Here is a 15163-nt window from a genome sequence, read left to right on the forward strand (position 1 = left end):
ATGAACATCCACGAACACCAAGCCAAAGCCGTCCTCGCTGAGTTCGGCGCTCCAGTTCCGCGCGGCTATCCCGCCTTCACCGTCGAGGAGGCCGTCGCCGCCGCCGAAAAGCTGGGCGGTCCGGTGTTCGTCGTGAAATCCCAGATCCACGCCGGCGGGCGCGGCAAGGGCAAGTTCGAGGGCCTGGGCCCCGACGCCAAGGGCGGCGTCCGCGTCGTCAAGTCGGTGGAAGAGGTCAAGACCAACGCCGCCGAGATGCTCGGCCGCGTGCTGGTGACCCACCAGACCGGCCCCAAGGGCAAGCAGGTCAACCGCCTCTACATCGAGGAAGGCGCGGCGATCGCCAAGGAATTCTACCTGTCGCTGCTGGTCGACCGCGAGACCTCGATGGTTTCGGTGGTCGCCTCGACCGAAGGCGGCATGGACATCGAGGACGTGGCCCACGCCACCCCGGAAAAGATCCATAGCTTCTCGATCGACCCGGCGACCGGCGTTTGGCCGACCCACGCCCGCGCCCTGGCCAAGGCCCTGGGCCTGACCGGCGCCCTGGCCAAGGAAGCCGCGACCCTGCTGGGTCAGCTCTACACGGCGTTCCTGGCCAAGGACATGGCCATGCTGGAGATCAACCCGCTGATCGTCACCGCCGACGACCACTTGCGGGTCCTGGACGCCAAGCTGTCGTTCGACGGCAACTCGCTGTTCCGCCACCCGGACATCCGCGCCCTGCGCGACGAGAGCGAAGAAGACCCCAAGGAAATCGAAGCCTCGAAGTATGACCTGGCCTATATCGCCCTGGACGGCGAGATCGGCTGCATGGTCAACGGCGCGGGCCTGGCCATGGCGACCATGGACATCATCAAGCTGTACGGCGCCGAGCCGGCCAACTTCCTGGATGTCGGCGGCGGCGCCACCACCGAGAAGGTCACCGCGGCCTTCAAGATCATCACCGCCGACCCGGCCGTCAAAGGCATCCTGGTCAACATCTTCGGCGGCATCATGCGCTGCGACATCATCGCCGAGGGCGTCATCGCCGCGGTGAAGGAGGTGGGCCTGAAGGTGCCGCTCGTCGTGCGCCTGGAAGGCACCAACGTCGAGCTCGGCAAGAAAATCATTTCGGAAAGCGGCCTGAACGTCATCGCCGCCAACGACCTGTCGGACGGGGCCGAGAAGATCGTCGCCGCTGTCAAAGGGGCTGCGTAACTCTCATGTCCATCCTCATCGGTTCTGAAACCAAGGTCATCTGCCAGGGCATCACCGGCGCCCAGGGCACGTTCCACTCCGAACAGGCGATCGCCTACGGCACCAAGATGGTCGGCGGCGTCACCCCGGGCAAAGGCGGCCAGACCCACATCGGCCTGCCGGTGTTCGACACGGTCGGCGAAGCCAGGGAAGCCACCGGCGCCGACGCCTCGGTGATCTACGTCCCGCCGCCCTTCGCGGCCGACTCGATCCTGGAAGCCATCGACGCGGAAATCCCGCTGATCGTCTGCATCACCGAGGGCATCCCGGTGCTGGACATGGTCAAGGTCAAGAAGGCCCTGCAAGGCAGCAAGTCGCGCCTGATCGGCCCGAACTGCCCCGGCGTCCTGACCCCGAACCAGTGCAAGATCGGCATCATGCCGGGCTCGATCTTCTCGGCCGGCTCGGTCGGCGTCGTCTCGCGCTCGGGCACCCTGACCTACGAAGCCGTGTTCCAGACCACCAATGCGGGCCTGGGCCAGACGACCGCCGTCGGCATCGGCGGCGACCCGGTCAAGGGCACCGAGTTCATCGACATCCTCGAGCTGTTCCTGGCCGACGAAGCCACCAAGTCGATCGTCATGATCGGCGAGATCGGCGGCTCGGCCGAAGAGGAAGCCGCCCAGTTCATCGCCGACGAAGCCAAGCGCGGCCGCAAGAAGCCCATGGTCGGCTTCATCGCCGGCCGCACGGCCCCTCCGGGCCGCCACATGGGTCACGCCGGCGCGATCATTTCGGGCGGCAAGGGCGGCGCGGAAGACAAGATCGCGGCGATGGAAGCTGCGGGCATCCGCGTCTCGCCGTCTCCGGCCAAGCTGGGCGAAACCCTGCTCGAGGTGCTCAAGGGCTAATCACGACACCGAAACCCCGCCCCGCGCGGGGCCCAGGTTTTTTGCGACCGCCAGTCGACGATCCGAAAAAATCACCTGGGCCCCGTTCGTTATACGGGCGTCCGGTGATTGAGAGACTATATTTACGCAACGCGGTTAGCGGTGGCGTAAAAGGATCGTAAGGCAAAGACGATGGCGGACGACGCAGGCATCATCAATCAGGTCTTGACCGAGACCTCGTTCCTCTACGGCGCCAATGCGGCGTTCGTGGAAGATCTCTATGCCCGGTGGGCGGAGAACCCTGGATCGGTCGAACCTTCTTGGGGCGCCTTCTTCGCCACGCTCTCGGACCAGGCCGACCAGGTCAAGCGCGCCGCGCAGGATCCGGCCTGGACGCCGCGCCAGGCGCCGGCCGTTCGTCCCGAGTGGCTGTCAGCCATCGACGGCCAGTGGCCGACCGTGGCCCCCGCCGTCGAAGCCAAGATGACCAAGGCCATCGAGGCCAAGGCTCCCGGCTCCTCCGCCGAAGCCGTCCGCGCCGCCACGCTGGACAGCCTGCGCGCCATCATGATGATCCGGGCCTACCGGATGCGCGGCCACCTGGCCGCCAACCTCGATCCGCTGGGCCTGGAGCCCAAGGCCGCGGCCCCCGAGCTGGATCCGTCGACCTACGGCTTCTCGGAAGCCGACTACGACCGTCCGATCTTCCTGGACTTCGTGCTGGGTCTGGAGACCTCGTCGATCCGCGAGATCCTGTCGATCCTGCGCCGCACCTACTGCGACAATGTCGGCGTGCAGTACATGCACATCTCCGACCCGACCGAGAAGGCCTGGCTGCAGGAGCGCATCGAGGGCCGCGACAAGGAGATCGTGTTCTCCAAGGAGGGCAAGGTCGCCATCCTCAAGAAGCTGATCGAGGCCGAGGGCTTCGAGCGCTTCCTGCACAAGCGTTTCCCCGGCACCAAGCGCTTCGGCCTGGACGGCGGCGAGGCCTGCATCCCGGCGCTGGAGCAGATCATCAAGCGCGGCGGCGCCCTGGGCGTGAAGGACATCGTCCTGGGCATGCCGCACCGCGGCCGCCTGAACGTGCTGGCCGCCGTGATGGGCAAACCCTACCACGTGATCTTCCACGAATTCCAAGGCGGCTCGTCCGTCCCCTCGGACATCGAGGGTTCGGGCGACGTGAAGTACCACATGGGCGCTTCGTCGGACCGCGAGTTCGACGACAACAAGGTCCACCTGTCGCTGACCGCCAACCCCTCGCACCTGGAAATCGTCAACCCGGTGGTGATCGGCAAGGCCCGCGCCAAGCAGGCGTTCACCCTGCGCGAACAGCCCGACGCCGGCCGCGGCCATGTGCTGCCGCTGCTGCTGCACGGCGACGCGGCCTTCGCGGGCCAGGGCGTGGTGGCCGAGTGCTTCACCCTGTCGGGCCTGAAGGGCTACCGCACGGGCGGCACCATCCACTTCATCGTCAACAACCAGATCGGCTTCACGACCAGCCCGCGTTATTCGCGCAGCTCGCCCTATCCGTCGGACGTGGCGCTGATGGTCGAAGCCCCGATCTTCCACGTCAACGGCGACGATCCCGAAGCCGTGGTCTTCGCGGCCAAGGTCTCCACCGAATATCGCCAGATGTTCGGCAAGGACGTGGTCATCGACATGTTCTGCTATCGCCGGTTCGGTCACAACGAAGGTGACGACCCGACGATGACCTCGCCCTTGATGTACGCCAAGATCAAGGACCACATCTCGACCCGCGAACTCTACAGCCAGCGCCTGGTCGGCGAGGGCGTGGCCACGCAGGCCGAGGTCGACGGCTGGGTCACCGAGTTCGAGACCTTCCTCGACAACGAGTTCGAGGCCGGCAAGAGCTACAAGGCCAACAAGGCCGACTGGCTGGACGGCAAGTGGAAGGGCTTGGCCCTGCCCGGCGACGAAGAGCGCAAGGGCAAGACCGACGTCGCCAAGACCAAGCTGCTGGAGATCGGCCGTCAGATCACGACCATTCCGGACCGCATCAACGCCCACAAGACCGTCAAGCGCGTGATCGAGAACCGCCGCGAGGCGATCGAGAAGGGCGAGAACATCGACTGGGGGACCGCCGAGCACCTGGCCTTCGCCACCCTGCTCGACGAGGGCTTCCCCGTCCGCCTGTCCGGCCAGGACAGCGTGCGCGGCACCTTCACCCAGCGCCATTCGGACATCATCGACCAGACGACCGAAGAGCACTACACGCCGCTCAACAACATCCGCCCCGGCCAGGCCCACTATGAGGTCATCGACTCGGCCCTGTCGGAAGAGGCGGTGCTGGGCTTCGAGTACGGCTTCTCGCTGGCCGACCCCAACACCATGACCCTGTGGGAAGGCCAGTTCGGCGACTTCGTGAACGGCGCCCAGGTGGTCATCGACCAGTTCATCAGCTCGGGCGAGCGCAAGTGGCTGAGGATGAGCGGCCTGACCATGCTGTTGCCGCACGGCTACGAAGGCCAGGGCCCCGAGCACAGCTCGGCCCGTCTCGAGCGCTTCCTGCAGTCGTGCGCCGAAGACAACATGCAGGTGGTCAACTGCACCACCCCGGCCAACTACTTCCACGCCCTGCGTCGCCAGATGCACCGCGAGTTCCGCAAGCCCTTGATCGTCATGACGCCCAAGAGCCTGCTGCGCCACAAGAAGGCGGTCTCGAACCTGGCCGACATGGCCGAGGGCTCCAGCTTCCACCGCGTGATGATCGACGGCGCCGAAGCCGGTTGCGACGTCGGCGGCGTCAAGCTGAAGAGCGACGACAAGATCACCCGCGTCATCGCCTGCTCGGGCAAGGTCTATTTCGATCTGATCGACGCCCGGGCCAAGGCCGGCCGCGACGACATCTACATCGTGCGCCTGGAGCAGTTCTATCCGTGGCCGCTGAAGTCGGTGCTGGCCGTGCTCGGCCGGTTCAAGAACGCCGAGCTGGTCTGGTGTCAGGAAGAACCCAAGAACATGGGCGGCTGGACCTTCGTCGATCCGTGGCTGGAGCTGAGCCTGGCCAAGCTGAACGTCAAGGCCAAGCGCGCCCGCTATGTCGGCCGTCCGGCCTCGGCCTCCACGGCCGCCGGCATGATGAGCCGCCACATGAGAGAACTCGAGACCTTCCTGAACGAAGCCTTCGCCTGATCGCTTCGTCCAGAGCCCAAGCATTTTCGGACGAAGCGGACATCGGTTCGTCGTCCGAAAATGCGCTAAGAAAATGAGCTGGAGCGCCATCCGGTCCGATCGGATCGAATGGCGCTCCTACCCGCCCGGACCAAACAGAGACATCGGAACCCCACATGGCCGACATCATGACCCCCGCCCTCGGCGAATCCGTCACCGAAGCGACGGTGGCCCGCTGGACCAAGAAGGCCGGGGAGGCGGTGAAGAAGGACGAACTGCTCGTCGAGCTGGAAACCGACAAGGTCAGCCTTGAAGTCGTGGCGCCCGCCGACGGCGTCCTGGCCTCGATCGCCGCCGAAGAAGGCGCGACCGTGGTTCCGGGCACCGTGCTGGGCGTGGTGACCGAAGGCGGCGCGGCCGCCGCTCCGGCCGCCCCGAAGGCCGCCGAGCCCGCCAAGGCCGCGCCGGCGCCCGCCGCCGCCCCGGCCCCGGCTCCCGCGCCCGCCGCGGCTCCGGCTCCGGCTCCGGCCGCCGCCGCGCCGGTCAGCCCGGCCCCGGCCCGCATCGCCGCCGAGAACAACCTGGACCTCTCGAAGGTCGCGGGCACCGGCAAGGACGGCCGGGTGACCAAGGGCGACGCCCTGGCCGCCCTGGAAGCCCGCGCCAATGCTCCCGCGCCGGTCGCCGCCCCGGCCGCGCCGCGTCCGATCCACGAGCGCGAAGAGCGCGTGAAGATGACGCGCCTGCGTCAGACGATCGCCCGCCGCCTGAAGGAAGCCCAGAACAACGCCGCCATGCTGACGACCTTCAACGAGGTCGACATGAGCGCGGTGATGGCGCTGCGCAATGCCTACAAGGACGTGTTCGAGAAGAAGCACGGCGTGAAGCTGGGCTTCATGTCGTTCTTCACCAAGGCGGTGGTCGCCGCCCTGAAGGCCGTGCCGGACGTCAACGCCGAGATCGACGGCCAGGACATCGTCTACAAGAACCACTACGACATCGGCGTGGCCGTCGGCACCGACAAAGGCCTGGTCGTTCCGGTCGTGCGCGACGCCGACGTGCTGAGCCTGGCCGAGATCGAGAAGGCGATCGGCGCCCTGGGCAAGAAGGCCCGCGACGGCCAGCTGGCCATCGAGGACATGCAGGGCGGCACCTTCACCATCACCAACGGCGGCATCTATGGCTCGCTGATGTCGACCCCGATCCTCAACGCGCCGCAGTCGGGCATCCTGGGCATGCACGCGATCAAGGAGCGGGCCATGGTGGTCGGCGGCAAGATCGAGGTCCGCCCGATGATGTACTTGGCGCTGAGCTACGACCACCGCGTGGTCGACGGTCAGGGCGCGGTGACCTTCCTGGTCAAGGTCAAGGAAGCCCTGGAAGATCCGCAGCGCCTGCTGCTGGAGCTCTAGTCGCTCCAAGCGATCGAATGAATACGGAAGGGGGGCCGCGCGAGCGGCCCCCTTTTTCGTGCGGGCCGCTAAGTTGAAGCGAAGGCGCCTTTGATGTATCTATATGACGTAGATACAAGAGGTCGCGATGACCAAGCTCGATATCCAGCTGCCCCGCGCCAAGCTCTTCACACATGGCGGCAGCCAAGCTGTCCGACTGCCCAAGGCTTTCCGGTTCGAAGGCGTTGAGGTGACCGTTCGCCGCGAGGGCGATGCGGTGATCCTCGAGCCGGTCGCCGCCAAGCGGCCCCGCACGCAAGCCGATCTCGACGCCATGTGGGCGCGCATCGACGCGCGAGGCGGCGCCGATTTTCCCGACCGCGAACAGCCGCCCGAGCAGGAACGGGAGTTCTGGTGACTCTGGCGTTGGACACCAACGTCTTTGTCGACCTCATTCGGGGACGCAAGGCGATCATTCGTCAGCGCCGGGACAAGGCGATCTTGGCGGGTGAAGGCCTGGTGACCTCGCTGATCGTCTATCATGAGCTTCAGTTCGGCGTGGCGCTAAGCCGCGATCCGGCCGGGGAAGCCCTGAACGTGGCCGAGGTCCTGGAAGAAGTCATCATCGAGCCGCTGAACGAAGACGACGTGACAGCCGCCGCCCTTGTCAGGGCCAAGCTCAAGCCGCGCGGAAGCCCGGTCGGACCCTATGACGTGCTGATCGCCGGACAGGCCCTGGCGCGGGGCTGGACCCTGGTCACGTCGAACGCCGCCGAGTTCGCGCGGGTCGAGGGTCTTGAGATCCAGGACTGGAGCCAGCCATGACCGCCACCGTTCGTGACCGCCTCTTCCTCCTCCGCCCCGACTGGATCGACCAGGACCGGCCGTGGTTCTGCATGGCCTGCGCGGCGGTGGAGGGCTTCCTCGGCTACTACCCGGCGGTGCGCGACGCGCTCGACATCGCCTACCTGCCCCACGCGCGCCCGCGCCATCCGGTGGTCGACCTGCTGGGCGAGGCGCATCAGAATCTGCCGACCCTGATCCTGGCCGCGCCGTTCGCCCACCCGGACCTGCGCGACGGCGACCTCCAGCAAGCGAACGGCCTGTGGTTCGCCACCAATGAAGGCCCGATCACCCGCGTTCTCGCGGCCCGCCACGGGGGCTCGCCGCCGCATCCTTGAGGTCGGTATCAGGCAAGACCGCCACGAACTGAGCCTTTAACGCTGCTCTTGGGTTGATCCTTAAGGCAGAGGCGCTAGGAGTACCCGCGCCCAGTCACCCTCCCAAGCAAGTCACCCTTGGGAAACCGGGGGACAGGTCCCATTTTCTGTCCGGCGCCGAACGCGGCGCGTCTCAAGGCGAAGACCCATGGCTCAATACGACGTCGTCATCATCGGGGGCGGTCCCGGCGGCTACAATGGCGCGATCCGCGCCGGGCAGCTGGGTCTGAAGACCGCCATCGTCGAAGGACGCGGCAAGCTGGGCGGCACCTGCCTGAACGTCGGCTGCATGCCGTCCAAGGCCCTGCTGCACGCCTCGGAGATGTTCGAAGCCGCCAGCGGCGGCGAGTTCGCCAAGCTGGGCATCGAGGTCAAGCCGAAGCTGAACCTGGTGCAGATGATGGCCCAGAAGGCCGAGAGCGTCGAAGCCCTGACCAAGGGCGTCGAGTTCCTGATGAAGAAGAACAAGGTCGACTACATCAAGGGCTGGGGCCGCATCGATGGCCCGGGGCGTGTTGTCGTCAAAGGTGAAGACGGCGCGGAAACCGTGCTCGAGACCAAGAACATCGTCATCGCCACCGGCTCGGAGCCCACCCCGTTGCCGGGCGTGACCGTCGACAACAAGCGCATCGTCGACTCGACCGGCGCCCTGAGCCTGCCCGAGGCCCCCAAGAGCCTGATCGTGGTCGGGGCCGGCGTCATCGGCCTGGAGCTGGGCTCGGTCTGGAAGCGCCTGGGCGCCGAGGTGACCGTGGTCGAGTTCCTGGACCGCATCCTGCCGGGCACCGACACCGAAGTGGCCAACGCCTTCCAGAAGATCCTCGGCAAGCAGGGCTTCAAGTTCAAGCTGGCCTCCAAGGTCACCGGCGCGACCGCCTCGGCCAAGGGCGTCAAGCTGAGCGTCGAGCCGGTCGCCGGCGGCCCCGCCGAAACCCTCGAGGCCGACTACGTGCTGGTGGCCATCGGCCGTCGCCCGTTCACCCAGGGCCTGGGCCTGGAGACAGTCGGCGTTGTTCCCGACAAGCGCGGCATGATCGCCAACGACCACTTCAAGACCACCGCCCCGGGCGTCTGGGTGGTCGGCGACGTCACCAGCGGCCCGATGCTGGCCCACAAGGCCGAGGACGAGGGCGTGGCCTGCATGGAGCTGATCGCCGGCAAGGCCGGTCACGTGAACTACGACATCATTCCGGGCGTGATCTACACCAAGCCGGAAGTCGCCACGGTCGGTAAGACCGAGGAGGACCTGAAGGCCGCGGGCGTCGCCTACAAGGTCGGCAAGTTCCCGTTCCTGGCCAACAGCCGCGCCAAGATCAACCACGAGACCGACGGCTTCGTGAAGGTGCTGGCCGACGCCAAGACCGACCGCATCCTGGGCGCCCACGCCGTCGGCCCGAACGTCGGCGACATGATCGCCGAGATCTGCGTGGCCATGGAGTTCGGCGGTTCGTCGGAAGACGTCGCCCGCACCTGCCACCCGCACCCCACCCGCTCGGAGGCGTTCCGCCAGGCCGCGATGGGCGTCGAAGGCTGGACGATGCAGGCCTAAGGCCTCTGTCCGAGAGTTAACAAGCGCTTCGGCGCAATCCGGCGTAGCGTGGCGGGGTTTCGAGAACGGAGCCCCGCCATGCTTTTGTCCGCCCTGCTGCTGGCCGCCGCCATTCAAGCCGCGCCGACGCCGGACCCGTCCGCGTTGGGCGACCAGGGCGCCGCGGGCCAGACGACATTCGATCGTTCCATGGAAGAGGTTCGCGACGCCATCAAGGTGCGAGCGGCCTGCCGGACGTCGGGCGTCGAGCTGGCGGTCAACACCGAGCCCGCGACCCGAGCCGAGGTGAAGAAGCTCGGCGACCTGCCGCCGGCCAACCACACCCTGACCGTGCTGCGCAGCGTCGACGGCTGCCCGGTGTCGTCGACTGTCCGCTACAACGTGGATCGCCCGGCCGGGCGGTGACGGATTGATTGGGGACAGGCCTATGGGCCTGTTCCCGGCTCCACCAGCCGCGCCCACGAAAAAGCCCCGCCGGGGGCAACCGGCGGGGCTTCCTAGGTCCTCGAGGGGGAGGAGACGCCCTCAGTCACGCGAGAGCGGTACGCTTACTAAAACCCTAGAATTCTTCCCACTCTTCCGAGACCGGCTGGGCCGAGCCGGCGAAGGCGGCCAGCTTGGCCTGGGCCGCGCGCACCGGGTTGGCGCCGGGGCGGTTGGCCGAGGTGGCCGGGGCGAGGGACGGACGCGGCGCCGGACGTGACATCGAGGGCGGCGGCGCGGCGCGACGGGTCGTCGCGGTCTGGCCGATGGCGGCGCCGTTGACCTGGAAGCGGCCGATCATCTGCATCAGGCCGTTGGCCTCGCCCTTCAGGGCATGGCTGGCGGCGGTCGACTGCTCGACCATGGCGGCGTTCTGCTGGACGGTCTGGTCCATCTGGTTGACGGCGGCGTTGACCTCGTTGAGGCCGGTGGCCTGCTCGGCGCCGGAGGCGGCGATCTCGCTGACCAGGCCGTCGATCTCGCTGACCTTGCCGACGATGGCCTGCAGGGCGTCGCCCGTCTGGCCGACCATCGACACGCCCTGGCTGACCTGCTGCGAGGAGGTCGAGATCAGGGTCTTGATCTCCTTGGCGGCGTCGGCCGAGCGCTGGGCCAGGGCCCGGACTTCCTGGGCCACGACCGCGAAGCCGCGGCCGGCGTCACCAGCCCGAGCCGCTTCGACGCCGGCGTTCAGGGCCAGCAGGTTGGTCTGGAAGGCGATCTCGTCGATGACGCCGATGATCTGGCTGATCGACTGCGACGACTTCTCGATCTGGTTCATGGCCTCGACGGCGCTGCGGACGACCACGGCCGAGCGTTCGGCGTCCGAACGGGTCGAGGTGACGACGCGCGAGGCTTCGACGGCGCCGGCCGACGAACGCTTCACCGTGGCGGTGATCTCGTCCAGGGCGGCGGCGGTCTCTTCCAGGCTCGCGGCCTGCTGCTCGCTGCGGCGCGACAGGTCGTCGGCGGCCGAGGCGATTTCGTCCGAACCCGAACCGATGCTGTTGGCGGCGTGGACGATGGTGCGCATCGCCTCTTCCATCTGGGTGATGGCGCCGTTGAAGTCGCTCTGCAGACGCTGGTAGGCCTGCGGGAAGTCGGCGTCGACGCGATAGGTCAGGTCGCCCTCGGCCAGGCGGGTCAGGCCCGTGGCGATGTGCTCCATGACGAAGGCCTGCTCGCGGGCGGCGGCCTCGGCGGCCTCCTGGTTGCGCGCGCGTTCGGCCTCGGTCTCGGCGCTGGCGCGCTGCTGGGCGGCCTCGGCGGTGCGCAGGGCCAGGGCGTTGTCCTTGAACACCTGGACCGAGCGGGCCATGGCGCCGACCTCGTCCTTGCGCTGAGCGCCGACCACCTCGACGTCCACCGAGCCCTGGGCCAGGACCTCCATGGTGCGCGACAGGCCGCTCAGCGGAGCCGAGATCTTCGAGCGGCCGATCCAAAGGGCGAAGACCAGGGCGGCGGCCGAGACGATCAGGCCGAAGGCCATCGACATCATCGTGCCGGCGGCGGCCCGCTTGGCGGCCTTGGCCACCATGGCCTTGGTCTGGTCGTTATGGGTGTTGGTGTAGGTCGAGACGTCCTTGCTGAGGCTGGCGATGTCCGGGTCGATCACGCCCATGACCATCTTGGCCGCGTCGGGGGCGCTCTGCAGGCCCAGGTCCGCGCCTTGGCGGGCGCTGGAATAGATGCGGTCCAGGCGAACCTGGAAGTCGGCCACCTTCTTGGCGGCGGTCGGGTCGACGGCCTTGATCTTGCCCAGGGCGACCTTGCCCTCCTTGTAGGCGTTGTCGATCTCGTCGCTGGCCTGCTTGGCCTCCGGCGAGGCGGCGTCGTTGGCGATCGTGCGATAGGCGGCGTAGCCGATGGTCGCGACGCGCCGGTTGAACCGCGAGCCTTCCAGCTCGGCGGGGGCGCGCTGCTCGACGAGCACCTTGGTGGCGGCCTCCGACACCTTCGATTGCCAGGCGCCGAGGCCCGTGATGGCCAGGGCGACCACGGTCAGGATGACGGCCGGCAGGGCCACCTTGGTGGAAATCTTCAGATCGTCGAACTTCATCGCAAACCCCATGTCCGGAGCGCTCGCCAAGAGGAGGCGGGGGCCGGTCTTGAGGCCAGAAGCCGCCAACGCCGTAAAAACGCAGTTAACTGCAAGGCTTTGGCCGACCACGAGCGACGGAATGTCACAGTCGGGGCGGCGCGCGGGGTCTCAAGTTGCGTCCATAGATGGTTGCGACATCCATCTTTCAACCTAATAGTGCATGATCAGGCCGAGCCGCGCCGAGCGCGCCGCCCGACCTGGGAAGCCCTTTGGGGGAGACGGACATGACCGACGCGACCCGGCCCAACATCCTGCTGATCACTTGCGACCAATACCGATTTCCGCGGTTCTCCTACGGACCCGAGGCGGGATTCGCCGAGCCGCTGAAACGGATCCTCGGTTTCCAGCGCGAGGACGACGGCGACAATCCCTACGCCAAGTTCTTCCCCGGCTTGCTGGCCCTGCGTCAGAACGCGGCGTTGCTGCGCAATCACACCATCGCCGCCAGCGCCTGCACGCCCAGCCGGGCGACGATCTACACCGGCCAGTACGGAACCAAGACCGGCGTCACCCAGACCGACGGCCTGTTCAAGAGCGGGGACTCCTACAACTTCCCCTGGCTGGCCGCCGACGGGATTCCCACCCTGGGGACCTGGATGCGCGCGGCGGGCTACTCCACCCACTATTTCGGCAAGTGGCACGTCAGCAATCCGCCCGAGCATTCGCTGGACCGCTACGGCTTCGACGACTGGGAGGAATCCTATCCCGAGCCCCACGGGGCGGCGATCAACAATCTGGGCGTCTATCGCGACGCAGGCTTCACCGATCAGGCCTGCGCGTTCATCCGCCGCAAGGCCCTGGCGCTGAACTATAACCGCGCGACCGCGACCGAGCAGGCCCAGGATCCCTACGCCAACGGACCCGATCCCGGCGACATCCCGCCGTGGTTCGCGGTGGCCTCGTTCACCAACCCCCACGACATCGCCACCTATCCCGCGGTGATCGCCCAGGCTCTGCCGACCCCCGACAATTCGGGCACGCAGTCGATCTTCGGTCCGCTGACGGTGCCGCTGCAGGGGCAGTTGAGCCCGCCGCCGACCGCCGGCACGATCCAGATCGCCCTGAACGCCCTGGGCTTCCCGCAGGACTGCGCCCTGCCGTCGCCCACCCAGAACGAGTCCCTGGCCGACAAGCCCAGCTGCCAGCACGACTACGCCTACAAGGTGGGCCTGGCGTTGAACGCCAAGACCGGCTTCAACATCGTCAACGGCGCCCGCTCCCAGTTGGAGGCCAAGTTCCCCCGTCTGCCCGACAACGACGAGCGGGCCTTGGAGAACGCGGCCAAGCTGGCCCTGAAGGGCACGATCCCCTTCCAACTGAGCGACCAGCCGGAACGCTACGCTCTGGAGTTCCTGCAGCTCTATGCCTGGCTGCACGCCGTGGTCGACACTCACGTGGCCGCCGTCCTGAAGACGCTGGAGGACACCGGCCAGGCCGCCAACACCATCGTCATCTTCCTGGCCGACCACGGAGAATACGGCGCCGCGCACGGCATGATGATCGAGAAGTGGCACACGGCCTATCAGGAGGCCCTGCACGTGCCGGTGATCGTGCGGTTCCCGCCCTCGATTCAGGTTCCGTCCGAGCCCGGCGCGGCCGACGGGCCGCTGGGCTTCACCCCGCGCCAGATCGACGCCCTGACCAGCCACATCGACATCCTGCCCACGGTGCTGGGCCTGGCCGGGGTCACGCCCGAGCAGCGGACGACCATCGCCGAGACCCTGGGCCGTCACCGCCCCGTTCCGCCGCTGCCGGGCGTGGACTTGTCGGGCCTGCTGAAGGGCCGGACCGATACGGTGGTCGAGCCGGACGGCCGCGAGCGACAGGGCGTGCTGTTCATCACCGACGACGAGATCACCGCCCCCTCGCCCTCGAACGACGATCCCGCCAACCTCAAGTGCGACAAGGAGTTCGAGGTCTATAACCTGGTGGTCGAGCAGGTGAACCTTGACCATCCCGCCGTGAACCTGGGGCCCAGCTCGGTGCGCCAGCCCAACCACGTGCGTTCGGTGCGAACCGCGCGCCACAAGCTCAACCGCTATTTCGATCCGTCCGGCCAGGCGGATCAGGAATGGGAGATGTACGACCTGCGCCTGGATCCCAACGAGGCGGTCAATCTGGTCGAGGTGAAGCGGTCGCCGCCCACCGCGCGGCCCGACCTGCCGTCACCGTTCGTGGCGGCCAAGGTCCAGGCCGAGGCTGATCGGCTGGCGGTTCTGCTGGCGGAGCTGGAAGCGCGGGATCTCTAAACGCCGCTCAACCCCGGATCTAAAGGCTCAAGCCCGCGGATGGGCCTTGCCATAGGCCGCCAGCAAGCCGGCCGCGTCCACCTGGGTGTAGCGCTGGGTGGTCGACAGCGAGGCGTGGCCCAGCAGGTCCTGGATCGAGCGCAGGTCCGCGCCCGCGCCCAGCAGGTGGGTGGCGAACGAGTGACGCAGGGCATGGGGCGTGGCGCGGTCCGACAGGCCCAGGCGGCTCCTGAGGTTCTGCATGGTCGCCTGCACGTGGCGCGGCGACAGCGGGCCGCCGCGCTTGGCGCGGAACAGCGGATCGTCGGGATCCAGCGTGAAGGACAGGGCGGCCAGATAGGCGTCGATTCGCTCGCGGACGATATCGAGCACCGGCACGATCCGGGTCTTGCCGCCCTTGCCGGTGATCCGCAGGCTTTCGACCAAGGGGGCGTCGCGACGGGTCAGGGACAGACCCTCGGAAATCCGCAGGCCGCAGCCCCACAGCAGGGTCAGCACCGCTTCGTCGCGGGCCACCTCCCAGTCCTCGCGGTCGGGATCCAGCGCCAGCTCGGCGATCAGGCCGTGGGCCTGGTCCTCGGACACCGGCCGCGGCGCGCCGACCTTGATGCGCGGGCCGCGCACCAGACCGATGGCGGCGTTGGGGGTGTCCAGCCGGTGGTCGAGATAGCGGTGGAAGGCGCGGATCGACGACAGGCTCTGCGACAGCGAGCGCGGCGAGAGGCCGTCGTCGGTCTTCGAGGAGGAGGGCTCACGGCGGAAGGCCAGATAGGCGCGCAGCTCGGCGGCGGTGATCCCGCCCATGTCGGCCACCGACAGGGACTCGCCGCGATGGCGCTCCAGGAAGTTCAGATAGGCCAGGACGTTGTCGCCATAGGCCCGCACGGTGCGCGGCGAGGCGCGCCGCTCGTTGGCCAGGTGGTCCAGCCAGGCGGTCAGGGCGGCGCGGGCGTTCATCTCCTCACC

General features: G+C 67.6%; 12 protein-coding genes. 10 read left to right on the plus strand and 2 right to left on the minus strand.

Annotated elements, in window-relative coordinates; all coding sequences use genetic code 11:
* The 9 genes from sucC to ASD21_RS10250 all read left to right on the plus strand — a co-directional run bounded on the left by sucC (position 1) and on the right by ASD21_RS10250 (position 9769).
* Entirely contained in the window at positions 1-1200 is a 1200-nt protein-coding gene (gene sucC, locus ASD21_RS10210) for an ADP-forming succinate--CoA ligase subunit beta (protein WP_056440270.1), read from the plus strand.
* Positions 1201-1205: 5 nt separating this feature from the next.
* On the plus strand, positions 1206-2090 hold the full coding sequence (gene sucD, locus ASD21_RS10215; RefSeq protein ID WP_056440272.1) for a succinate--CoA ligase subunit alpha: 885 nt from the start codon (positions 1206-1208) through the stop codon (positions 2088-2090).
* A gap of 171 nt (positions 2091-2261) precedes the next feature.
* Positions 2262-5225, plus strand: coding sequence for a 2-oxoglutarate dehydrogenase E1 component (locus ASD21_RS10220; protein WP_056440274.1), 2964 nt, complete (start codon positions 2262-2264; stop codon positions 5223-5225).
* Between the two features lie 155 nt (positions 5226-5380).
* Positions 5381-6616 (plus strand): 2-oxoglutarate dehydrogenase complex dihydrolipoyllysine-residue succinyltransferase, encoded by a 1236-nt coding sequence (gene odhB / locus ASD21_RS10225; protein ID WP_056440276.1) that lies wholly within the window; start codon positions 5381-5383, stop codon positions 6614-6616.
* 127 nt (positions 6617-6743) lie between these two features.
* Entirely contained in the window at positions 6744-7013 is a 270-nt protein-coding gene (locus ASD21_RS10230) for an antitoxin (RefSeq protein WP_056440278.1), read from the plus strand.
* On the plus strand, positions 7010-7420 hold the full coding sequence (locus tag ASD21_RS10235) for a PIN domain-containing protein (RefSeq protein ID WP_200941418.1): 411 nt from the start codon (positions 7010-7012) through the stop codon (positions 7418-7420). Before ASD21_RS10230 ends, ASD21_RS10235 begins: the two co-directional genes overlap by 4 nt.
* Positions 7417-7776: a DUF3088 family protein gene (locus ASD21_RS10240; RefSeq protein WP_056440281.1), complete on the plus strand. Its 360-nt coding sequence runs from the start codon at positions 7417-7419 to the stop codon at positions 7774-7776. The genes ASD21_RS10235 and ASD21_RS10240 overlap by 4 nt, the downstream gene beginning before the upstream one ends.
* A 187-nt stretch (positions 7777-7963) precedes the next feature.
* Entirely contained in the window at positions 7964-9364 is a 1401-nt protein-coding gene (gene lpdA, locus ASD21_RS10245) for a dihydrolipoyl dehydrogenase (RefSeq protein ID WP_056440283.1), read from the plus strand.
* A gap of 78 nt (positions 9365-9442) precedes the next feature.
* Positions 9443-9769 (plus strand): hypothetical protein, encoded by a 327-nt coding sequence (locus ASD21_RS10250; protein WP_056440284.1) that lies wholly within the window; start codon positions 9443-9445, stop codon positions 9767-9769.
* Between the two features lie 154 nt (positions 9770-9923).
* Here the strand turns inward: ASD21_RS10250 and ASD21_RS10255 are convergent, their stop codons facing one another.
* On the minus strand, positions 9924-11906 hold the full coding sequence (locus tag ASD21_RS10255; RefSeq protein ID WP_056440285.1) for a methyl-accepting chemotaxis protein: 1983 nt from the start codon (positions 11904-11906) through the stop codon (positions 9924-9926).
* 266 nt (positions 11907-12172) lie between these two features.
* On the opposite strand from ASD21_RS10255, the gene ASD21_RS10260 reads away from it, so the two are divergent.
* Positions 12173-14197, plus strand: a complete 2025-nt coding sequence (locus tag ASD21_RS10260) for a sulfatase-like hydrolase/transferase (RefSeq protein ID WP_056440287.1) — start codon at positions 12173-12175, stop codon at positions 14195-14197.
* Positions 14198-14224: 27 nt separating this feature from the next.
* Here the strand turns inward: ASD21_RS10260 and ASD21_RS10265 are convergent, their stop codons facing one another.
* On the minus strand, positions 14225-15154 hold the full coding sequence (locus tag ASD21_RS10265; RefSeq protein ID WP_056440290.1) for a tyrosine recombinase XerC: 930 nt from the start codon (positions 15152-15154) through the stop codon (positions 14225-14227).
* Positions 15155-15163 lie beyond the last annotated feature (9 nt).

The organism is Caulobacter sp. Root1455 (assembly GCF_001426905.1).
GTDB lineage: Bacteria > Pseudomonadota > Alphaproteobacteria > Caulobacterales > Caulobacteraceae > Caulobacter.